The organism is Acetobacter sp. DsW_54 (assembly GCF_002153575.1).
Lineage (GTDB): Bacteria > Pseudomonadota > Alphaproteobacteria > Acetobacterales > Acetobacteraceae > Acetobacter > Acetobacter fabarum.
Genome location: NZ_JOPD01000014.1, coordinates 67,266 through 89,619, shown reverse-complemented (window position 1 = coordinate 89,619; position 22,354 = coordinate 67,266). Strand labels below are relative to the sequence as shown.

The window sequence follows — 22,354 nt, the reverse complement described above, 5'->3', positions numbered from 1 at the left end:
TAGATCGGCTGCTATCATTCGCCGCCAAGGTTTTTGCATGCTTCCAGCGCCCCCCACCCCCTGCACCAACACAGGGAACACCATGCCGCCCAGCCTGCGTGTGTTGGTATTGGGAGGCACAACGGAAGCCAGTAGCCTGTGCCGCATGCTGGGCACAACATGGCCGACCTGCCATGCCGTGCTCTCCCTTGCCGGAGCAACCAGCCAGCCACACCTGCCCGATATGAGCACTCGCATCGGGGGCTTTGGCGGCGTAGCGGGGCTGACCAACTGGCTGCGTGAGCATGCCATAGATGCCGTTGTGGATGCGACCCACCCATTTGCCGCGCAAATGAGCCAGCATGCCGTCATGGCCTGCGCCGCCACACAACGGCCTCTCCTGCGGCTGGAACGACCGGGCTGGACCGCCACCCCGCAGGACACGTGGTTTATGGTGCCCAGTATTGCCGAAGCCGCCAGCGCACTTGCCCGGTCCAGCAGATGGAGTACCAAACCCCAGTCCGTGTTCCTGACGACCGGACGCAAGGAAACCCGGCCTTTTCTGGCAGCTCCCCAACACCACTATCTGTTCCGCTCCATTGAACCACCCCACCCGGCTGACCTGCCCCCACAGACCAGTGTGATCTGTGCACGCGGGCCGTTTGATCTGGAGGCCGAACTTAAACTCATGCGTGAACACCAGATTACCGTGCTGGTCACCAAAAACTCCGGTGGCACTGCAACCCATGCCAAGCTCGAAGCTGCGCGCATACTCGGTGTACCTGTGCTGATGGTCTCCCGCCCTCCTGCGCAGGATACCCCGCATGCTAAAGACGCGGCGGCTGCTCTGGCATGGCTGCATCAATGTGCTGCTTCAACCTTGCGCGCTGTATAAAGCCAGGGTTCCTGCCCATCCGGGCGGCTGACAAGCCGTGTTGCGGGGCAGCCAATCAGCACCAGTGTGCTCATATCTGCCCAGTCCGCATTGGCCTGCGCAATGGTGGACAGGCGAACGGCCTCATCAGGTCGCCCGATGGCACGGGCAAATGCAACGGGTTCATCCCCCCCCATGCTTTGCCGCAGGTGTTCAAACGCGGCCGCAAGCTGCCACGGCCGCGCATGCGAGCGTGGGTTGTACAGCGCAATAACAAACCCCGCCTGAGCCGCCAGACGCAAACGCTCCAGCACAACCGGCCACGGCTTGAGGTTATCGGAGAGGGAAATAACGCAAAAATCCCCCCCCAGCGGTGCCCCAAGCCGGGCAGCCGCAGCCAGCACGGCACTCACACCGGGAATGACTTGAATAGGGAGGCTACGCCAAATGGCGGGACCATTTTCCACCGCTTCGAACACAGCACTTGCCATGCCGAACACCCCGGCATCCCCGCCTGAAACCACGGCCACATGCCGCCCGTTCAGAGCCATTTCCAGCGCGTGCCGGGCGCGGGAGATTTCCTCCCGGTTGTCTGAAATATGGCGCACAACCTCTGGCCCTGCCTCCACCCGTTTGACGTAGGGGGCGTAGCCGACCAAATCCGTTGCGCGGGCCAGAGCATGGCGTGCCTGCGGGGTCAACTGCTCCGGATTACCGGGGCCAAGCCCCACAATGACCAGAGAACCACCGCTCATCGTACACGCTTCCTTCCGGGCAGGAGCACAAGGGAAAAATACGGCGCTTTGCCATCCTGCTCCGCCATGGGGGCAATCACCTGCGCGCCCTGCGTACCGCGCTCCACATAGACGGCTTCGTCCATACGTCCACTACGGGTTATGGCCTGACGGACATGGGGCATATTCCGCCCGATCTTCATGATCACGGCAGCATCAGCACGCTCCAGCCAGCCTGCCAGTTCGGCCTCGGGCAAGGTTGCGGGCAACACGCACAGCACATCATCCCCATGGGTCATGGGGGCATGAGCCTGAGCCCAGCAGCCGTTCATGGCCATAATGCCGGGCACGACCTGCGTCTGGCAGCGTGTTCGCAGCCGGTCAAACACATACATGGCCGAGCCATACAAAAACGGGTCGCCCTCACACAGGAGCGTCACATCGTTACCCGTTGCCAGTTCTTCAGCCAGCCGTTCAGCGCTCTGGTCATAAAATGCGGACATATTCTGGTGGTATGCCGGGTCGTTGACTGAAACCTCGGTTGTAAACGGGTAAATCAGCCGCATTTCCCGCGTAGCAGGGCCAATATGGGCCTGTGCAATGGTCCGTGCCTGACTGGGGTGTTTTTCGCGGCAGAAATACGCAACCACCGGAGCAGACCCAATCAGGCGTGCGGCGCGCAGGGTTATCAGTTCCGGGTCACCCGGCCCTACGCCAACAATGCTGAGTGTGCCCGCCATTATTCAACCTCGCAGGCAAGGGCGTTAAGGGCGGCCGCAGCCATGGCGCTCCCCCCAAGCCGACCGTGCACGACCAGCCATGGCACGTCATGCCTTTTGGTCAGCGCCTCCTTGGATTCAGCCGCCCCGACAAAGCCCACCGGCACACCCAGCACCGCGGCAGGCCGGGGGGCGCCGGCATCCAGCATTTCCAGCAGATGGAACAGAGCGGTAGGGGCATTGCCTATGGCCACAACGGCCCCAGCAAGTTTGTCCCCCCAAAAATCCAGCGCGGCGGCGGAGCGGGTATTGCCAATGGCCAAGGCCTGCGGCGGTGTGCGCGGGTCACGCAATGTGCAGATTACCTCATTATCGGCTGGCAGACGGGTGCGGGTTACCCCCCTTGCCACCATTTCCGCATCGCACAAAATGGCACAGCCACCACGCAAAGCCTGCCGGGCGCGCGGCACAAGATCCGCGCTCATGGCAACCGATTGCGCCACATCCACCATACCGCAGGCGTGAATGATGCGTACAACTACGGTGGCCTGTTCCGGCGTAAAGGCGCTTAGGTCCGCCTCTGCCCGAATGGTTGCAAAAGAACGCTGGTAGATGGCCGCCCCATCCCGAATATACTCATAGGCCGGCATCCACCGCTCCTTCCTTTTTGAATGACTCAAATGCTGTATAAACAGCCTGTTCGCCTACGAACAGGCTTTCCACATCCCCCGAAGCCGAACCATTGCGCACCAGCCCGTAACCCTGATCACCTGCCACCAGAGTATAATCGGCAGAACCCGGGTGAGCGCACCCTTTGCGGCAGCCCGAAACATGCAGGCTGGCCCCTGCTGGCAGCAGCGGAGCCAGATTACGCGCCAGATTTTCCGTCTCCCCGGCAGCCTGCGCGCAAGCACTGGCGCCGCTACAGGCCCAGATACGCAAGAGGGGGGAATGGGGGTCTGTTACCATACCGGCCACAACAGGCGCCTGCTCCATACCGCCCAGCACCAGAGTATGCCACGGGGTCAGGCGCAAAATGCCATCCCCCTGCGTTGCGGCAACAGTTGCGCAGTCATGCAGCATGGTCGCAGTCATGCACCCCATAGGGGCAGACAGGGCAAACAATCCGTGCCCCAGTGGCCCTACACGGCCACAGCAAACCTCGGCCTGCGTAGGTTTGGGTGCCAGCACCTGCCCCGCCAGCCCCAGAATCTGGAACAGCACCTGCCCCACAGCTCGGTCCCGCTGGGGGCGCACGCTTTGGTGCGATGTTACAAAAGCACGTGCCAAAGCAACGGCCTGCCCAACTGCGAGCGTATAAGTAGTGGGAGCCGCACACATGGCGCCGCACACAACGGACCACAGCCCACCTTCCGTGGTGCGTAGGGTAATATCTGCCTGCAACAGCCCCGTGGGGTAAAGCCCACCACCATCCACCGCAAAACCGAATTTGCCCGGCAGGGCCGTTAGCTCTTCCGCACCGATCAGCGCAGTACGCAGGGACTCCGCACAGGCCACGGTCTGTGCCGCACAGCTCGGGTCATCCCCCGCCAGGGGGGAAACAAGCATGGCCTGCCGCCGCTCCATACCCGCATCGGACAGACCAAGCCCCGCAGCCACCGCAATTTCAGGGAACCGGCGTGCAGCATCGGCCCCAAACCCACGGAGTTGCAGGCTGGCCCTATTGGTTAGCCCTATACGGCCATTCCCCTGCCTTTGGGCCACATCCGCCAGCAAAAATGCCTGAGCAGCTTCCAGCCGCCCCAGCGTAGGCCGCACACGCACAAGCCAGCCATCTGCTGCCTCCATGGGTGCAAAAAGACCTGGGCACCACCCTTTGACTTCCGGTTGAGCAAAACCGCCATACACCCCGGTTACTCCCGTCTGATCGGCCACCTGAGCGCCTGAACCGAGAAGATCGCTCCCCGCCATGCCGGCACGCGGCGTCCTGTAAAAACGACAAGGGCTATGGCACCACACCCGCCCCCATGGTGGAACAGAGCCATCCAGCCAGAACGCCGGATACTCGCCCCTGTTCCGCCCCTTGCACACAACATGCAGGGGCTGGTCCGCGTTCGTGTTAGGCCGCCCGATATAGACTTGTCAAAGCGCTCCATGGCACGGCAGGCATCCACTTTTATGCCCTTTGACGCAGCTTCCTCTTGCATCGCGGGCAAAACCCTGCTTGCAGCATGACTCATGCAAGCTTCATTTGAGCAAACCAGCTGGTTTCCCATCATGCTCCATCTGGAAGGGGCACGTGTTCTTGTGGCAGGCGGCGGCAATGTCGCGGCCAACAAGGTGCAGCTTCTTGTGCCTACAGGTGCGCGGGTGGAAATTCTCTCCCCCACACTCTGCCCCGAACTCGAACGCCTTGTGGCGGACGGCAAGGCGGAGGTCACACGCCATGACGCCACGGTAGAAAGCCTGACAGCCCGCCTGCCCGGCTGCCGCATGGTTTATCTGGCCACCAGCAACCGTGCGCTCAATGCCGAACTCAGCGCGCTGTGCCAGAGTATGAACATACCCGTATGCGCGGTGGATGCTCCTGAAGTTTCCAGCTTTATTACCCCGGCCATGACCACACGCGGCGCTGTACAGATTGCGGTTTCCACCGGTGGGGCCGCCCCTGTGCTGGCCCGCAGGCTCCGCGCGAAAATTGAAGAGATCATGCCCGCAGGCCTGCACAGGCTGGCGGCATTCATGCAGCAAAGCCGTCTGGCCCTGCGCACCCGCGTACCGGATTCCGCCATACGCCGCCGTGTATGGGAAGATTTTCTGGATGGAACAGGCGGCGCTCTGGCCATGGCGGGCAACACGCAGGCCGCCCAAAATGAACTCGACCGCATTCTGGACCAGGGCCATGCCAGAACAGGGGAAGTGTGGCTTGTTGGCGCAGGCCCGGGCAACCCGGACCTGCTGACGCTCGCGGCACTGCGGCTTATGCAGGATGCAGATAGCGTTTTATACGACAATCTGGTTGGGCCGGATATTCTGAACTACGTGCGCCGCGATGCCGAGCGGGTGTTTGTTGGCAAGCAGACCAATAACCACACACTCCCCCAAGATGGCATTAATGCCGAGCTTATCCGCCGCGCCAAAGCGGGGGAACGTGTGCTCCGGCTTAAAGGAGGCGACCCGTTTATTTTTGGCCGTGGCGGGGAGGAAATAGAGGCACTGATGGCCGCAGGCGTGCCATTCCGCATTATCCCCGGCATTTCGGCCGCCAACGGGTGCGCTGCCTATGCGGGCATACCGCTCACACACCGTGACTGCGCACAGGCCTGCCTGTTTATTACCGGCCATGCCCGGGCCGATGGCACCCTGAATCTGGCGTGGGAAACCATAGCCCTGCGCAGCCAGACCATTGTTATTTACATGGGCCTTACGCTGGTTGCACAGCTCTGCGCCCGGCTGGTGGAACATGGCCTGCCAGCAGACTGGCCCGCAGCCATTGTGGAAGGGGGCACCCTGCCACACCAGCGGGTATTAAGCGGCACTCTCAGCACGCTACCCCAACAGGTTGCGGAGAACCACATAACCAGCCCTGCCCTGATTATTGTGGGTCAGGTTGTCCAGCACCGGGTTGTGTCCTCCGCTCCTGCGTAAGGCTCCCGGCCGTGCTAGGCGCAATGGGCCTGATGGGCGTATAACGCTCTGGCACCATTGCGCTCCAGAAGCTGGTCAGCCCTTACGCAGAGCGCATCCGTTGCCGGGGGCCGCCCGAACATGCGCCGGTATTCCCGACTGAACTGGGATGGACTCTCATACCCCACGGCAAAGGCGGCCTCTGCGGCATCCACATTCTCGCTGACCATACGTCTGCGTGCTTCCTGCAGGCGCAACTGGGTCCGGTATTGCAAGGGGCTCATGTTGGTCGCTGCGCGGAAATGCCGATGGAAGGTGGAAAGCCCCATACCTGCCACACGGGCCGCCCGGCCAATATCAAACGGCTCCGCATAATGCTGGGCAATCCAGTGGATGGCCCTGTTGATGTGGGAAAGGTTGCTCCCAGCCGTTGCAATCTGCCTTAGTGCACACCCCTGATCCCCCTGCAACAGCCGGTAAAGCAGTTCACGCACGATCAGGGGTTTGAGGATGGGAATATCCTCTGGCTGGTCCAGCAGCTTCATCAACCGCAAGAGTGGCTCGGTAATGGCCGAATTAAGCGGGCTTAGCCCCATACCCATAATGCATGCCTGATTGGGGTCCACCTGCTGGTCGTTCACCACCAGCAGCAGTTCCGCAATCAGGGCCGGGTCCAGCGCCAGACACAGGGCCAGGTAAGGGCGCTCTGGCGTGGCCTGTGTAATGCAGCCGGCTACAGGCAGGTCCACAGCCGTAACAAGGTAGTGGCTGTCATCATAATCAAACACACGGTCGCGGAGCATGACCTGCTTTTTGCCCTGCACAATAACGTACACGCGGGGTTCAAACACAAAGGGAATGGGCTCGCTCACAACCTCGGCCCGGTAGAGCGTGAGCTCGGGGATAGCGGTTGTTACCGTGGAATGGGCACAGTGCCTGAGCACCAGCTTCTGCAATTCCGCCAGATTACCAACCATACCTGCCTCTTTATTACGCTATGCCATACCTGCCCCTAAAGGACTGGGCAGCCAGCACCATTCCAGATAGAGCAGAATAAGGCAATCAGCCACGCCCATGCCTTGCCTGAAACAGCAGGCAAATAGCCCGACAGAGAGAATCAGGCAAGAAGTGGGGAGAATTGCTCTATCCCCCTCGCCCTCTTCCGTCCCATTGTGGCATCACTGATCACACAGCCAAGGAAGAACAGGCTTATGGCTTACGCCACAACAAACCCCTACACGGGCGAAGTCGTCAAAACTTTTGCCGATGCGACCGACCAGGAAGTGCAGACCGCGCTGGACGCAGCCTATACCGCATTCCAGTCCTGGCGTGATGCATCCTTTGCCGACCGCGCAAAGGTTATGTCTGCCGCAGCACAGATCCTGCGCGACAACATGGACGATTACGCCGCTCTGCTGACGCTGGAAATGGGCAAGGTTTTTGGCGAAGCCAAAGCCGAAGTCACGCTCTCGGCCGAAATTTTTGAATACTACGCAGAACACGCCGAGCGCCTGCTGGCCGCCGAAGCCCTGCCGGTTAAAAACCCTGAAGAAGGTCAGGCCATGCTGGTCCATGAACCTCAGGGCATCGTGTTTGCCATTGAGCCGTGGAACTTCCCCTACTACCAGATCGCCCGCATCATTGCGCCCCAGCTTTCCGCCGGGAATACGGTCATCCTCAAGCACGCTTCCAACGTGCCGCAGTGTGCCGCAGCCTTTGATGACCTGATGCGCAAGGCTGGCCTGCCGGAAGGTGCATTCCGCAACCTGTACCTTGCCCGCCATCACACCGAAACCGTGCTGAACGACCCGCGCGTATGCGGCGTGGCCCTGACCGGCTCCGAAGGCGCTGGTGCCATTGTGGCATCCGTTGCAGGCAAGGCGCTCAAAAAAGCAACCATGGAACTTGGTGGTTCGGACGCATTTGTTGTGCTCGAAGACGCTGATCTGGAAAAAGCAGTCAAATGGGCTGTCTTTGGCCGCCACTGGAATGCAGGGCAGGTTTGCGTTTCTTCCAAGCGGTTGATCGTGGCCGACGCCATTTATGACCGCTTTGTAGAACTCTACAAAAAAGGCGTTGCCGAACTGAAGGCAGGGGACCCGATGGACCCGGCTACCACGCTGGCCCCGCTCTCCTCCCAAAAAGCAGCGGACGACCTGCGCACACAGGTTGATGAAGCCTGCAAGCTGGGCGCCAAAGCCGAAGTTATTGGCGCTCCTGTGCCCGAAAAAGGTGCTTTTTTCCGTCCGGTGCTGCTCACCAACCTGGAAAACAATCCCGCCCGCCTGTGGGAGTTCTTTGGCCCGGTTACCCAGCTTTACCGCGCAAAAGACACCGAAGATGCCATTCGCATTGCCAATGACTCTCCCTACGGTCTGGGTGGCTCTGTGTTTACGCAGAACACCAAGCTTGGGGTGGAAGTAGCCCGCCGCATTTACACCGGCATGGTCTACATCAACCACCCGACAATGGTAAAAGCCGACCTGCCGTTTGGTGGCGTGGCCCGCTCCGGCTTTGGCCGCGAGCTGATCGGCCTCGGCATTAAGGAATTTGTCAATCACAAGCTGATTGACGTGGTGGATATTGACGCACCGTTCTAATCAAACGGCGGAGCAGGACTGTAAGCCGCATTAACCGGCGGCTTACGGCCCAACCATGCAAAAGGCCCGGCAGTTCTGCCGGGCCTTTTGTGTGCTTACCCCCAAATTATCGTTCAGTTTGCCCCACAGCCAGACGCAGCAGAATATGCTCGCGCAGTTTCTGGGGGAGCAGGCGTTCAACCACACGCAGAACGCGGAACGGCCACGGAAAAATATATTCCCGCCGCCCCTGCGCAATGGCGCGGGCAATCAGGCGGGCTGCTTTTTTAGCTGGAACCAGAAAAGGACGTGGGCCTTCGAGCCGCTGGCTCATGGGGGTGTCCACAAAACCGGGCACGATCAATGTTAGCTGCACGCCATATTGCCGCCAGGCAAGCCCGGCAGACTTGGCAAAAAATGCCAGTCCGGATTTGGAGCTGCTATAGGCGGCAGAAAAGGGCATTTCGTAAAACCCGGCAACAGAGCCTATGAGCGCAATATGCCCACTGCGCCGCTCCACCATGCTCTTGGCTGCTGCCGTGGCCAGCGTAACCGGCGTTGCATAATTGACCAGCCCAAGCTGGAGCACCTTCTGCGGGTCTTCCGTTTTATCGTCCAGAGACTGGATGTCAGACAGGCCTGCACCAAGCACCACACAGTCGGGCTTGTGGGCTGCATCATCTTCCTCAAAGGCCTTCAGGGCGGCGGCTCCATCGCACAGGTCTATCTGGCGTGTATGCACTACGGCCCCACTGGAGCAGCATTCCATGGCCAGCTGGCTCAGCCGCTGGGCATTTCTACCCCACAAAATCAGGGTCCGGCCGGGTGCCGCATAATGGTGCGCAAGCTCCGCACCAATGCCGCCCGTAGCCCCTGTAATCAGCACGGAACGCAGAACGCCTTCCCCCGATGCATCAGATTTCACATTTTTTCCTTTCCCATTGAGAGAGAATGAGGCATCACCCGTGGAGTTTTTCATGTTCCGTTCCATGGAGGGGCAATGTCTTTCCCGACTCAGATTACCGTTTCCCCTGTTTCGGGCTCACGTCAGCTTTCTCTCTTTATAAAGCTTCCACGCCAGATTTACGATGGCTTGCCCGGATATGTTGCCCCTTTGGACATGGAAGAGCGCGATATGCTCTCCCCCAAAAAATCGCGTTTTTTCGACCACGGCTTTGCCTGTTACTTTCTGGCATGGCGTAATGGCAAACCGATTGGCCGCATATCTGCCCAGATAGACTCCCTTGTGCTCAAGCAGCCCGGCCCCAGAACCGGCTTTTTTGGAGCGCTGGATACAGCTGAACCCGCCTGTGTTCCCCTCCTGCTTGAAGCCGCCACCAAATGGCTTGAAACACGTGGTGTTGAACGCATCCGCGGTCCATGGACACTGAACAGCAACGGCCAGTCCGGTGTGATGATTGCAGGGCAGAATGAAATGCCCATGATCGGCACCCCATGGCACCCCGCAACCCTCGGCCCTGCCGTTGAGGAAGCGGGCTTTGAAAAAGCGATGGACCTGCTCTCCTACAGCATGGAAACAGGGCCACAGGCCGAGCGTGCCAACCAGATTCCCGCCAACCTGCGCCAGCGTCTTGGCAAGATTACCATGCGCGGCCTGCGCTTGAAACACATTCCAGAAGACGCCACGATCCTGCGCGAAATCTATAATGATGCCTGGGCCGACACATGGGGCAACGTGCCCCTGACCTCTAACGAGGTTGAATCCCTGCTCAAGGCGATCAAGCCCATCCTGCGGCCTGAGCAGTATGTACTGGCCGAGGTTGAAGGCGAACCGGCGGCCATAGCGCTGGTTATACCCAATATGTTTGACATCAGCGGGGATCTGGGCGGCGCGCCCTCCCCTCTGGGCTGGCTCAAGCTTGGCTCGCGCATTCTCCGGCATGACTTTCATTCCGCCCGGGTTGTGCTCCTTGGCGTGCGCAAAAAATATATGGGCACCGCCCTGCGCGCCATGCTGCCTGTACTGATTATTGATGAACTGATGAAGCGCGGGCATGTCCTGCCCTACCGAACCATTGAACTGGGCTGGGTGCTGGAAACGCATACAGGGTTGCGCAACCTTATTGAGCGTATTGTGCCCACACCGTACAAAACCCACCGTATGTACGAAAAAATTCTGGCTCAGCCAGAAGCCTGAATTCTTCCGCAACAACAGGCAAGCGCCACAACGCGGCGCTCAGCCTTTAGGCCAGAGCCCAGCCCCCGTTTACAGGTGGCTCCAGCCCTTGGCCCTGAAGTGCATGGGCTGTCCTGCACCATCCATAACGGACACACCCGGCACGCCTGCCTCAAACTGACCTATCCGGGTTACAGGCACCACTCCATATGGGGTGGGCAGACGTGGGCAGGATAGTAGCTGACGCTCCCGCTCAGGCGGCACAGCAAACAGGATTTCATAATCATCTCCGCCCGTCAGGCAGACTTCCTGCCACGCAGGCCCTAATGCGCGTGCTGCGGCCGAGAGCGGAACCTGATCGGCCTGTATGCGCACATGTAAAGCGTTTTCCCGCGCCAGGTGGCCAGCATCCTGTACCAGCCCGTCAGACACATCCATCGCGGCGGATGCCAGACCATGCAGGGGCAGCCCTATCCGCGGCTGCGGCAGGCGGTAGCGTTCCGCCAGATGGCCCGTGGGGTCAGCTAGAGGAGGTTCTAACCCCTGCAGCACACGCAGGCCCAGCGCTCCATCCCCTATGGTCCCACTCACCCACAGTCCATCCCCCGCCCGGGCTCCACACCGCTGGACAGCCTGACCGGGCAGGACCGAGCCAACAATGGTCAATGAGAGAACAAGTGGTCCGGAGGTGGAGGTTGTATCGCCCCCCATCAGGCTCAGCCCAAAGCGGGCCTGATCCTGCGCCAGACCAGCGCAGAACTGCTCCACCCACGCATCCGTAATATGGGGGGGGCGCGCAAACGCCAGCAACCAGCCTTCCGGCCTGCTCCCCATGGCGGCAAGGTCGGACAGGTTGCACCGCAACAGCTTGCGGCCAATTGTATCGGGGGGGTCGATTGGTAGAAAATGCACATTTTCTACCATGGCATCTACCGCCATCACCATTTCTCGCCCCTGAGGGGGCGAGAACACCGCGGCATCATCCTGCAGGTTCAGGGCGGCAGGGCCAGCCAGCGCTAAAAAATGCCGCCGTATAAACGCAAACTCAGGCGGCAGATCAGTCTTCGGTTGGGGGGACGGCGGTGCTGTCATGATCTTCAACCGGTGCGGGGGTTTTGAAAAGCGTATCCAGCACACCATTCACCAGACGCGGCTCATCCCCAAAAAAGAAGCCATGTGCTACGTCCATATACTCGTTGATCAGGACCGCAGCAGGTGCGTCTTCGTGGCGAAACTCCGCAATAGCCGCCATAAAAAGAGCGCGCAGGACCGGGTCCAGCCGCTCGATCGGCCAGGTGGATGGCAGGGTCTGGGCAATATCACCCTCAATCGCCGTGCGGTTGGAAACGGCCCCTTTTACAATGGCGGTAAACAGAGCCACATCCGCTTCGGGAATACGCCCATCCTCGTAGGATTCACCGCTCAGGGTGGTGCCAAACCGATGGACCAGAAACTGCTCAATAACGGAATCCGGACGATCCCCATTCTGCTCAATCTGGAACAGGGCCTGCACGGCGGCAACACGCGCGGCTGTGCGCGGGCGTTGTGCGGCTTTGAGCTTGGGTTGGTCCTGTAGTTCAGTCATCGTTCTCTCCTGCTCCGCTTTTATGCGAAGCCGCGTTTTGTGGCGTTTTTACACATAAAGGTCTAGTCTTTTTGTTCGCTCTGCTGGGTTTTGCTTTCCATGAGCGTCAGAATCTCGGAAAAATCGCGGGCCTCCGTAAAGTCGCGGTATACGCTGGCAAAACGCACATACCCCACGCCGTCCACTTCCTTGAGCGCGTCCATGGCAAGCTCACCAATGCGGGCGGAGGCAACTTCCGTATCCCCCGACGCTTCAAGCTGGCGCACGACCCCGGTTACAATCTGCTCCATCTGCTCATCCGATACCGGGCGCTTGCGCAGAGCAATACGGATGGAGCGGGAAATTTTATCCCGATCAAACGGCGCTCGCCGCCCATCCTGCTTGACCACCACCAGCTCACGCAGTTGCACGCGCTCTACCGTGGTAAAGCGCTGCCCGCAGGACAGGCAAGCCCTGCGGCGGCGAATAGCCGACCCTTCTTCATTCGGGCGACTGTCCTTGACCTGACTATCCGGGTTCCCGCAAAAAGGGCAACGCATGATGGTACCAACCTTCCCTCAGGCGCGTATCCGACGGCATTGTGCTGTTCAAAGAGCGCTAGGTGACAATCAGATATTTGTTTTAACCGGGTTCGTCCATACTGCTCATGCCCCAAGGCGCACGGAGACACCATGAAACCTCGTTACCAAGCAATACTGGCCAGCGCTCTGATCAGCCTGCTGGCACTCGGCCCCGCACAGGCACAAGAACACAATAACGGGCAATCTGTTCCCGGACAGGCTGATGCCCAGAAAGACATCTCCATTACCGATATTTCACTCCACCAGCCTGCCACACAGGGGCAAGGGCAGACGGAGCTGTATTTTAGCCTTACCAATAACAGCCACACAACCCATTTGCTGACCGGCGTTGTCTCCCCCGCCTGCAGCACACTGGTTGGCTACCACACTGATCAGGAAAACACCCCCGGCACCCGCCACCTGTTCCAGCATCTGGCGCTGCCAGAAGTTACAACACTGGTATTTGCCAGTGCTGGCTACCACATGCTGTGCGTTGGCCCTGTTGCACAGGTGCTCACCCAGCCCAATGTGCCGGTTACATTCCAGTTTCTGGGCGGGTCCAGCAAAACCGTGTCTGCACCGGTTACTTCCGCCGCCCGGTAGTGCAGGAACAGGAACCAAAAGAGCCGGAGCACGCTCCGGCCACTTTTTTGGGCCCCGTCTCTTAGCCGCCGGTATAGGTGCTGAGCGTACGCTTAACAGCCTGATGCCAGCCAGCAATCATGGTGCGGCGCTGGGTGCTGTCCATTTTGGGTTCAAACAGGGAACCCCGCGCCCATTCTGCCGCTACGTTTGCTTCATTTTCCCAGACACCAGTTGCCATACCGGCAAGGAAGCCAGCGCCCAGAGCCGTTGTTTCAACATTGCGTGGGCGCTCAACCTTGGCTTGCAGCATGTCGGCAAGGAACTGGCAGTACCAGTCATTGGCGGACATGCCACCATCCACACGGATGCTCTCCGTAGTGCCACCACCGTCCTGCACCATGGCACTCACCAGATCCAGCGTCTGGTACGCCACGGATTCCAGAGCCGCACGGGCAATATGGGCCGCAGTGGCATCCAGCGTCAGGCCACAGATCAGGCCGCGTGCATCCGGGTCCCAATGAGGCGCGCCCAAGCCAACAAACCCTGGCACCATGTACACGCCATGGCTGTGTGGCACGCGGGTTGCCATATCATCCGTCTGGGACGCATGGGTGATCAGGTGCAAGCCATCACGCAGCCATTTAATGGCTGCACCAGCCACAAAAATGGAGCCTTCAAGGGCGTATGTTGGTTTGCCATTGAGCCGGTAAGCAACCGTGGTCAACATCCGGTTGCGTGATTCCACGGGCTTGTCCCCCGTGTTCAGCAGCAAAAAGCACCCCGTACCGTAGGTGGCCTTGGCCATGCCCGGCGTAAAGCAGGCCTGCCCCACAACGGCTGCCTGCTGGTCGCCTGCAATCCCGGCAATGGGAATGGCCCGCCCAAACAGGGCTGGGTCTGTTTCCCCATACAGAGTGCTGCTGTCCTTGACTTCGGGCAGCAGGCTGGCGGGAATACGGAACAGCTTCAGGAGGTCCTGATCCCACTGCTGGCGATGAATATCAAACAGCATGGTGCGCGAAGCATTGGTTGCATCGGTTGCGTGGATCTTACCACCCGTCAGCCGCCACAGGATAAACGAATCAATGGTGCCAAATGCCAGCTCACCTTTTTCAGCGCGGGCGCGGGCATCGGTCACGTTGTCGAGCAGCCATGCCAGTTTGGTGGCGGAAAAATAGGGGTCCAGCAGCAGGCCCGTGCGTTCACGCACCAGAGCCTCGGCCCCTTCATCACGCAGTTTCTGGCAGACACTGGCCGTCCGCCGGTCCTGCCAGACAATGGCGCGGTGGATCGGCTTGCCCGTGCTGCGCTCCCACACCACAATGGTTTCGCGCTGGTTGGTAATGCCAATACCGGCAACGCGGTCCGCAGCCCCGCTCTGCTCCAGTGCCGCGCGTGCTGTGTTGAGCACATCGGTCCAGATGTCTTCTGGGCAATGCTCCACCCACCCGGCGTTGGGATAATGCTGCGGGAACTCCTGACGGGCCGCAGCCAGTTCGTTGGCGTCACGATCAAAAACGATGCTGCGGGTTGATGTTGTTCCCTGATCAATCGCCAGAACACAATCTTTTTTGGTCATGGGGAATATCCCTTCTTATTCTGAGCAGTCAGTCTGCCGCAGGAGTGGAGTGACGGCCCAGTGCGGGCATGAACGGACGCAGCAGCGTCTGGTAAATCGTGGCCCCGATAAGCCCACCCATAAGTGGGCCTACAACAGGCACCCACCAGTAATTCTGGGGAGAAGGAAGAGCCGTACGCCCCCACCCTGCCACAAAGCAGAACAGGCGAGGCCCAAAATCGCGCGCAGGGTTAATGGCCCACCCTTCCAGATACCCCGAAGATGCGCCGATAATGGCAACCAGCAGGCCAATGATCAATGCACCCGAGTTAGCCTGTGGGGCAGCCGTATTGTACTGGCAGGTCACTGCAAAAATACCAAGGACCAGAAATGCCGTCAGGATTGTTTCGTTCAGCAGCGCATGCAGGGGCGTTACAAAATCACCCGGATGGGTAAAGAACACGCCTGAGGCGGCGCCATCATTGGCAAAATCCAGATGATGGGACACCGCATAATGCACGATAACCGAGCCATACAGGGCATAAACCAGACAGGCTCCCAAAAAGCCACCCGCCACCTGCGCCACCCAGTATGGCAGCACCTTGCGCCATGCGAACCCACGGTAGCAGGCAAGCGCCAGCGTAACCGCAGGGTTGGCATGTGTGCCAGAAACAGCACCGGTCACGTAAATGGCCAGAGTCACACCCAGCCCCCACGTAATGGCAACTCCCCAGTAGGAGAGCTGGTAGGGGCTTGGGTCATATAGCGAGTACATGGCTGCAACGGAATCACCGACCAGAATAATGATCAGCACCGCCAGACATTCGGCTATCAACTCGCCCCAGAGACTATTTTTTACCTTATCCATATCTTTCCTCTTTTTGTTTTTTTTGTTCGGAAAGCGGTGTTTTACAGATCAGACAGCTTTCTTCTGAACATAGGTTTCAACGCGGGCTTTTTCCGCGTCATTCAGATGCAGGCCCAACTTGCTGCGCCGCCAGAGCACATCTTCTGCCGTACGGGCCCATTCACGCGCCATCAGGTAATCTACTTCACGCGTGCTCAGGTCCCCACCCAGCAGTTCCCCCATATCGTCCATGCTGTTGGCCTGTCCGATAATTTCGTATGTGCGGCTGCCGTAATTACGCATCAGACGCCATGCCAGTTCTTCTGGCAACCAGGGAGCTACGCGGCGCAAGCGGGCAAGGGCACCGTCAAAGCCACCTTCACCAATATCCCCACCGGGCAGCACTTCGCTTGCGGTCCAGCTCTGGCCACCAACTACGGGCAGCACAGGGGCCAGTTTTTCCAGCGCATGTTCGGCCAGCTTGCGGTAGGTCGTGATTTTGCCACCAAAAATGGAAAGCAGGGGCGCACCATCCTGCGTGTCCAAGTCCAGAACATAATCGCGGGTAACGGCAGAGGCGTTGGCAGAGGCATCGTCATACAACGGACGCAGCCCTGCGTAGCTCCACACCACATCGCTCTCACGGATCTGCACGTTCAGGTAGCGGTTCACGCTTTCGCACAGATACGTTACTTCATCGGGTGCTATGCCCACCTTACCCGGCTCATCCTTCCACGGAATGTCCGTGGTGCCGATCAGGGTGAACTTCTGCTCGTACGGAATGGCGAACACAATCCGCTTGTCAGGGTTCTGAAAAATGTAAGCCTGCGGCCCCTCGTACACACGCGGGACAATAATATGGCTGCCCTTGACCAGACGTACCGATTTGGAATTGGGGATTTTAAGCGTATCGGCCAGCAGGCGGGCAACCCACGGGCCAGCAGCGTTCACCATGGCCTTGGCACGCACGGTCTGGGTCTGGCCGGTTATGCGGTCTTCCAGAGTTGCCACCCACTGCCCGTTCACGCGCTGCGCGGCAGTCAGGCAGGTGCGCACGCGCACATCGGCCCCACGCTCGGCCGCGTCCATGGCGTTCAGCACAACAAGGCGGCTGTCCTGCACCCAGCCATCGGAATAGATGAAGCCCTTGGTGTATTCAGGCTTGAGCGCACGCCCCGAAGAATGCTTGCGAAAATCCACGCCAATGGATTTAGGCAGCGTCATGTTGGATGCCAGATGATCGTACAGGAACAGCCCGGCCTTAAGCATCCACGCCGGACGCACCAGCTTGGAATGCGGCAGCACAAAGCGCAGCGGCCACATGATATGGGGGGCCATGGTCAGCAGGCGTTCACGCTCCATCAGCGCTTCACGGACAAGGCGGAACTCATAGTATTCCAGATAGCGCAGGCCACCATGGATCAGCTTGGTGCTGGAAGACGAGGTATAGCTTGCCAGATCATCCTGCTCCACCAGCAGGACGGATGCACCACGCCCGCAGGCGTCACGCGCAATGCCGGTGCCGTTAACGCCCCCCCCGATAACGAGAAGGTCATAAATACGCTCGGATGTTTCTGCTGCTGACATGGTTTTTATCGGTTCCATCTATACGAAGGCTTTGTTCGTTTTATTCGATTTCGAAAACAGAACGCAAGAACTATGGTTATCGTCCCCGATGGATGCGTTTTTTTGAGCCATGATGTTCTTTTACGAACACTCCTGCGCGCCAGTAACATGGAGCTGCACATCATGCTCGCGCAAAATGGCCCGAATACCCGGCGGAGGAGGCTGGTCCGTAAAAAACGCATTGATCTGGGATATATGCCCCACACGCGCCATGGGCCTGCGCAAGAACTTGGTGTGGTCCGCCAGCAGGAACACCGTTCTGGCGTTGCGTATGATCGCCTGCGCCGCGTTAATTTCGTCCGCATCAAAATCCAACAACGTGCCATCCGCATCAATGCCGGAAATGCCGATAACGCCAAAATCCGCCCGATACTGCTCGATCATGGCTGCTGCCGCCGGGCCAACAATGCCACCATCGCGCAGGCGTACGCTGCCACCTGTAATGATCAGGCTACATTCAGGAGCGGGAGCCAGCAGAGTTGCGACATGGATATTATTGGTAATAACCCGCAGGTTTCTATGGGTGCGCAGCGACCGGGCAAAAGCTTCCGTTGTGGTGCCGATGTTAATGAACAGGGAGGCCCCGTCCGGTATGGCCTTTGCCGCTTCCCGCCCTATGGCGTCCTTGGCTTGCAGGTTCAGGATCTGCCGGTCTGAATAAGCAATGTTCTCGGCGGGGGAAAGGCTGCTGGCCCCTCCATGGTGGCGGGCAAGCAGCCCCTGCCCGGCCATAATGTTAACGTCCCGCCTTACGGTCTGCACGGTTACGCCCAGCTCGCGCGCCAGTTCCTCGCTGGCAACATACCCGTGCTGGTTGACCAGCCGCAGAATATGCCTGCGTCGTTTTTCCAGCGCATTGCTCATGCCGGTTCTGCCTCAATAACCGCCAGCACAGCCTCCCCATAACGCTCCAGCTTGGAGCGGCCTACGCCCTTGATCTCACCCAGCGTATCCAGATCATCAGGTTTTTCGAGCGCTATGTCTTTCAGAACCGAATCATGGAAAATGACATACGGCGGAATTTCCTGCTCCTTGGCTTCTTCCCGCCGCCATTTGCGCAGAGCTTCAAACAGGGCCAGACGGTCTTCAGGCAGGTCCAGAGCAGCAGATTGCCTCTGCCCCCGAGAGCCCCCCACATTGCCGGTGTGTTCCACAACTGGGTCGGCCCGCAAGGCAACGTTTTCCTCCCCCCGCAGGATCGGGCGGGCGATGTCGGGGTTCAGTCGCAACCCACCATACTGCCCTTCTATCCGCAGGGCGCCCCGCGCAATAAGCTGGCGGACCACACCACGCCAGAACGACTCGCTTCTGTCCTGACCAATCCCCCAGACCGAAAGTTTGTCGTGCCCGTTACGGCTTATGCCGTCGGTCCTCTTGGCCCGTAAAACGGCAATAACGTGCAGCGCGCCAAAACTTTCCCCCGTGCGATACACAGCGGACAGCAGCTTGCGGGCAGCTTCCGTTCCATCAAATGTCAGCACCGGGTGGCGGCAGTTATCGCAATGCCCGCAGGGCTGTTCCAGCTCCTCGCCAAAACAGTGCAGCAATGCCTGCGTGCGGCACCCTGTGGTTTCAGTAAACGCGATCATGGCCTCCAGACGGCTGCGCATGATCCGTTTTTCGTTATCTGGAGCCGCGGACTGGTCCAGCCAGTAACGAGCACGGGCTATATCCTCCCCCCCGTAGAGCAGCACCGTATCAGACGGCAGGCCATCGCGCCCGGCCCGGCCAATCTGCTGGTAATACGCCTCGGGCGAGGAGGGCATATCCAGATGCACAACTGCGCGCACATCCGGGCGGTCTATGCCCATGCCAAAAGCCACCGTGGCCACAATCACCAGCGGTTCCCCCGAGCGAAAACGCAACAATGCCGCGCGCTTTTCCACCGGAGACAACCCCGCATGATACGCCAGCGCAGGCCAGCCACGCTCCCGCAGGGAGGCCGCTATACGCTCGGTTCTGGCACGGCTGCCACAATAGACAATGGACGCGTCTTCCCTGTAGCGCTCAAGGGCTACAAGCAGTTGCTTCAGTTCCGAACCTTTGGGCTGCACGGCAATATTGAGGTTGGGCCGATGAAAGCTTGAAACCAGAACCTGCGCGTGCGGCATATCCAATGCCGCCAGAATATCGTCCCGCGTGCGTTCGTCCGCCGTGGCGGTCAGGGCAAGCCGTGGCACATTGGGAAAATGCCGCGGCAGCGCGGTCAGGGCCCTGTATTCGGGCCGGAACTCATGCCCCCAGGCCGAAATGCAATGCGCTTCGTCTATGGCAATAATGGATAGTGGTATGCGCGTCAGGCGGTCCAGCGTGCCTGACGACAAAAGGCGTTCAGGCGAAATATAGAGCAGGTCCACACGGCCATTGGCCAGATCAGACCTGATCTGGGCTGATTCGTTTTCGTCCAGCTCGGAATGCAGGGCAGCGGCATTAACCCCAAGCTGCCTGAGCCCTGCCACCTGATCGTCCATAAGCGCGATGAGGGGGGAGATAACCAACCCCATGCCGGGCCGGCACAGGGCTGGAATCTGGTAACATACGCTTTTGCCCCCGCCCGTGGGCATGAGCACAAGGGCATCCTGCCCCTGCATGGCGCATTCTACAGCCTGCGCCTGCAAGCTCCTGAACCCGGGGAACCCAAAGACAGCCTGCAGCACCTCCTGCACGGACCGGTTACAAAACCGGTCACGCGGGGGCACTCCCGGTACCCTTTCCTCCGGCAAGCCTAATGGTGGCTCATAGGGGGGAATGTCGGCATATGCAGGCTCTCTTTCCTCCATGGCAATCAGGGGCTTGTCAGTTCGATCTCTACACGGCGGGAGCCAACAACCATCCCTTCAAGGTTGGAAGGGGCGCGCGGTGTTTCCACAATACGGTCACTGCGCACGCCATCGGCCTGCAACTTGGCCGTTACGGCCTTGGCCCGCTGGATTGCCACCAGTGCATCGGCAGACAGGTCCTTGCCAGCCCCGGCATACCCTTCAACCCGAACAATGCGGGAGGGGTGCTTGTCTGCTTCCTGCGCGACCTGCGCAACCACTTCCTGCCCGGCCTGATCAAGCTCGGCCGACTGGTTGGAAAAAAAGACAACATATTTGCGAGGGGCCTGACTGGCGCATGCAGCCAGAAGGCTCAGGCAGGCGACTGAAAATAAGCGGCGCATAATGATCATTCCTGAATTATCAAAACAAAACCGTTTTATTTGGTGCCCCTCCGGGCTGCTGGCGTCAACAACGATTCCAGCAGGCCTAGGCCGCAGCAGCTTTTGCCACACCATCGGACAGGCGCCAGATGCGGTCCAGCTTTTCCACCCCGGTCAGGCGGTGGGCTATCAGTATAACCGTGCGCCCCTCGGTTACGGTGTTCAGAGTCCGGAGGAAGTCCTGCTCCGTCTGCGCATCCAGCCCTGTTGCGGGTTCATCCAGAATAAGAATGGGAGCAGGTGCCAGTAGCGTACGCGCCAGCGCAATACGCCGCCCCTGCCCACCGGAGAGACGAATACCCCCCTCACCTACCCAGGTATCCAGCCCTTCGGGCAGAGACCGCACAACATCGGACACCGCGGCCTGATCAAGAGCATTCCACAGATCATCTTCGGAAGCATCAGGCCGGCCGAGCAGCAGATTGGCACGAATGGTATCGTCAAACAGGTGTGTTGCCTGCGAAAGCCAGGCCATTTTGCTGCGCACGGCATCGGGGCGTATGGTGGTAATATCCTCCCCCCCCAGACAAATCTGGCCTTCCTGCGGGCTAGCAGCCCGTAACAGCAAAGCCGCAAGGCTAGACTTACCCGTGCCAGACGGCCCCAGAATAGCCACCCGCGCCCCTGCGGGAATATCCAGCGTAAGCCCTTTTAAAACCCACGGCCGATCATCCGCCCACCGGAAGCGTACATTGTTCAGGCGGATGCTGGTATCCACAGGGGCATGCTCATGCGTAACCTGCGCATTGGCAGCGGCAGGCTGTACTGCCATTTCCACCACCCTGCGGGCAGAAACCCCCATAATGCCCGCCTGCAAACCGGCACGCGTAAGGGTGACTGCACTTTCAAATACAGCAACGGTCAAAAACAGTATGCTCACCCCTTCAAGGGCACCCACCTTGGGTAGCAGAATACCGCCAATGCCCAGCAGCACCATGAACACGGCGATCTGCCCAAACAAAAAGGCCAGAGCATTGGCAAAGGCCGCACGGCGGGCCACAGCCATCTGCCCTTGCAACAATGCGGCATCCGCAGCCTGCACACGGGCCAGCATTCGCCCTTCTGCGCCGAATGCCCGGATTTCGCGCAGGCCACCTACCAGGTCCAGCACGGAAATACGCAAATGCGCCAGCAGATGGGCAGCCTGATCAGCCGCCTTCTGCCCCGACCGCGCGATCAGCCACGGCACCAGAAAAGATGCGCAGGCAAACAGCACGCCAACAGCCACCCCAAGCACAAGGCTCTGCCGGCCCACAATAACCAGCAAGGCCGGAAAGGTCAGTCCCGCACAAACCAGCGGCACAACAATCCGCAGGTATAACCCGTCCAGCGCGCCAATATCGGATACCAGACGGGACAGCATATCCCCCGCCCGGCGGAAGCCCAGCCCTGCCGCTGCACCGTGGGCAAGGGAATGAAAAAACCAGACCCGCAGATCCGCCAGCGCACGGAACATGGCATCGTGCGCAAACAGGCGCTCTGCATAGCGCAGCGTCACGCGCCCCACGCCTACCCAGCGCAGCAGTGCGGTTGTCACCACCACTTCGCCCAGCACACACCCAGCCAGCCGCAAGCCGGACACCTGCATAAGCGCAAGACCACAGGCCAGCGCAGCCAGTGCCAGCAGCACGCCCACAATCAGCCGCACTCCCTGCCTGCGCCACAGGCCGAATATAACGCATACAGCCTGCCAGTCCGTAAATCTGGCTGTGGGCTGCACGGGCACATCATGCAGCCTTGCGGTCGGCTGCACGGCTGATGTCTGATCTTGCATTGCCATG

At 59.7% G+C, this 22,354-nt stretch carries 21 protein-coding genes; 5 read left to right on the top strand and 16 right to left on the bottom strand.

The features are described from left to right. Positions 1-37 precede the first annotated feature (37 nt). Positions 38-874, top strand: coding sequence for a cobalt-precorrin-6A reductase (locus HK20_RS07575; protein WP_233129124.1), 837 nt, complete (start codon positions 38-40; stop codon positions 872-874). On the opposite strand, the gene cobJ is transcribed toward HK20_RS07575, so the two are convergent. From cobJ to cobG, 4 genes are read right to left on the bottom strand one after another with little or no spacing between them, the layout of a single operon-like run. After that, positions 841-1,608, bottom strand: coding sequence for a precorrin-3B C(17)-methyltransferase (cobJ, locus tag HK20_RS07570; protein WP_086646479.1), 768 nt, complete (start codon positions 1,606-1,608; stop codon positions 841-843). The genes HK20_RS07575 and cobJ overlap by 34 nt on opposite strands. After that, entirely contained in the window at positions 1,605-2,330 is a 726-nt protein-coding gene (locus HK20_RS07565) for a precorrin-2 C(20)-methyltransferase (protein ID WP_086646478.1), read from the bottom strand. Before HK20_RS07565 ends, cobJ begins: the two co-directional genes overlap by 4 nt. Continuing rightward, positions 2,327-2,956, bottom strand: a complete 630-nt coding sequence (locus HK20_RS07560) for a precorrin-8X methylmutase (RefSeq protein ID WP_086646477.1) — start codon at positions 2,954-2,956, stop codon at positions 2,327-2,329. The genes HK20_RS07565 and HK20_RS07560 overlap by 4 nt, the downstream gene beginning before the upstream one ends. After that, positions 2,943-4,238: a precorrin-3B synthase gene (gene cobG / locus HK20_RS07555; RefSeq protein ID WP_086646476.1), complete on the bottom strand. Its 1,296-nt coding sequence runs from the start codon at positions 4,236-4,238 to the stop codon at positions 2,943-2,945. The genes HK20_RS07560 and cobG overlap by 14 nt, the downstream gene beginning before the upstream one ends. 267 nt (positions 4,239-4,505) lie before the next feature. Here cobG and cysG point away from each other — a divergent pair, with 267 nt between their 5' ends. After that, the gene (gene cysG / locus HK20_RS07550) at positions 4,506-5,915 is read left to right on the top strand and encodes a siroheme synthase CysG (RefSeq protein WP_086646475.1); all 1,410 of its coding nucleotides are present in this window, start codon (positions 4,506-4,508) and stop codon (positions 5,913-5,915) included. A gap of 14 nt (positions 5,916-5,929) precedes the next feature. On the opposite strand, the gene HK20_RS07545 is transcribed toward cysG, so the two are convergent. Beyond that, complete coding sequence (locus tag HK20_RS07545; protein ID WP_086646474.1) at positions 5,930-6,871, bottom strand: AraC family transcriptional regulator; 942 nt, start codon at positions 6,869-6,871, stop codon at positions 5,930-5,932. 234 nt (positions 6,872-7,105) lie between these two features. Between HK20_RS07545 and HK20_RS07540 the strand changes: the two genes are divergently transcribed. Beyond that, on the top strand, positions 7,106-8,494 hold the full coding sequence (locus HK20_RS07540) for an NAD-dependent succinate-semialdehyde dehydrogenase (protein WP_086646473.1): 1,389 nt from the start codon (positions 7,106-7,108) through the stop codon (positions 8,492-8,494). Between the two features lie 106 nt (positions 8,495-8,600). On the opposite strand, the gene HK20_RS07535 is transcribed toward HK20_RS07540, so the two are convergent. Then, entirely contained in the window at positions 8,601-9,452 is an 852-nt protein-coding gene (locus HK20_RS07535) for an SDR family oxidoreductase (protein WP_179290148.1), read from the bottom strand. A gap of 21 nt (positions 9,453-9,473) precedes the next feature. Between HK20_RS07535 and HK20_RS07530 the strand changes: the two genes are divergently transcribed. Continuing rightward, positions 9,474-10,631, top strand: coding sequence for a hypothetical protein (locus HK20_RS07530; RefSeq protein WP_086646471.1), 1,158 nt, complete (start codon positions 9,474-9,476; stop codon positions 10,629-10,631). Between the two features lie 69 nt (positions 10,632-10,700). Here HK20_RS07530 and thiL read toward each other — a convergent pair whose 3' ends face one another. From thiL to nrdR, 3 genes are all read right to left on the bottom strand, one after another. Further along, positions 10,701-11,702, bottom strand: coding sequence for a thiamine-phosphate kinase (gene thiL / locus HK20_RS07525; protein WP_086646470.1), 1,002 nt, complete (start codon positions 11,700-11,702; stop codon positions 10,701-10,703). Continuing rightward, positions 11,668-12,195 carry a transcription antitermination factor NusB gene (gene nusB / locus HK20_RS07520; protein ID WP_086646469.1) on the bottom strand — a complete coding sequence of 176 codons (528 nt, stop codon included), beginning with the start codon at positions 12,193-12,195 and terminating at the stop codon, positions 11,668-11,670. Before nusB ends, thiL begins: the two co-directional genes overlap by 35 nt. A gap of 62 nt (positions 12,196-12,257) precedes the next feature. Next, on the bottom strand, positions 12,258-12,734 hold the full coding sequence (gene nrdR / locus HK20_RS07515; RefSeq protein WP_086646468.1) for a transcriptional regulator NrdR: 477 nt from the start codon (positions 12,732-12,734) through the stop codon (positions 12,258-12,260). A 132-nt stretch (positions 12,735-12,866) separates the two neighbouring features. On the opposite strand from nrdR, the gene HK20_RS07510 reads away from it, so the two are divergent. After that, the gene (locus HK20_RS07510) at positions 12,867-13,358 is read left to right on the top strand and encodes a copper chaperone PCu(A)C (protein ID WP_086646467.1); all 492 of its coding nucleotides are present in this window, start codon (positions 12,867-12,869) and stop codon (positions 13,356-13,358) included. Between the two features lie 61 nt (positions 13,359-13,419). Here the strand turns inward: HK20_RS07510 and glpK are convergent, their stop codons facing one another. From glpK to cydC, 7 genes are all read right to left on the bottom strand, one after another. After that, positions 13,420-14,919 (bottom strand): glycerol kinase GlpK, encoded by a 1,500-nt coding sequence (glpK, locus tag HK20_RS07505; RefSeq protein ID WP_086646466.1) that lies wholly within the window; start codon positions 14,917-14,919, stop codon positions 13,420-13,422. Between the two features lie 28 nt (positions 14,920-14,947). Beyond that, complete coding sequence (locus HK20_RS07500) at positions 14,948-15,766, bottom strand: MIP/aquaporin family protein (protein ID WP_086646465.1); 819 nt, start codon at positions 15,764-15,766, stop codon at positions 14,948-14,950. A 48-nt stretch (positions 15,767-15,814) separates the two neighbouring features. Then, a complete protein-coding gene (glpD, locus tag HK20_RS07495; protein ID WP_369823044.1) occupies positions 15,815-17,350 on the bottom strand; it encodes a glycerol-3-phosphate dehydrogenase in 1,536 nt (511 codons plus the stop codon). Positions 17,351-17,452: 102 nt separating this feature from the next. Then, positions 17,453-18,235 carry a DeoR/GlpR family DNA-binding transcription regulator gene (locus HK20_RS07490; RefSeq protein ID WP_086646464.1) on the bottom strand — a complete coding sequence of 261 codons (783 nt, stop codon included), beginning with the start codon at positions 18,233-18,235 and terminating at the stop codon, positions 17,453-17,455. Beyond that, entirely contained in the window at positions 18,232-20,028 is a 1,797-nt protein-coding gene (recQ, locus tag HK20_RS07485; RefSeq protein WP_369823043.1) for a DNA helicase RecQ, read from the bottom strand. Before recQ ends, HK20_RS07490 begins: the two co-directional genes overlap by 4 nt. Positions 20,029-20,156: 128 nt before the next feature. Continuing rightward, a complete protein-coding gene (locus HK20_RS07480) occupies positions 20,157-20,534 on the bottom strand; it encodes an OmpA family protein (protein WP_086646495.1) in 378 nt (125 codons plus the stop codon). Between the two features lie 85 nt (positions 20,535-20,619). After that, positions 20,620-22,347, bottom strand: coding sequence for a thiol reductant ABC exporter subunit CydC (gene cydC, locus HK20_RS07475; RefSeq protein WP_369823045.1), 1,728 nt, complete (start codon positions 22,345-22,347; stop codon positions 20,620-20,622). Positions 22,348-22,354: the final 7 nt, after the last annotated feature.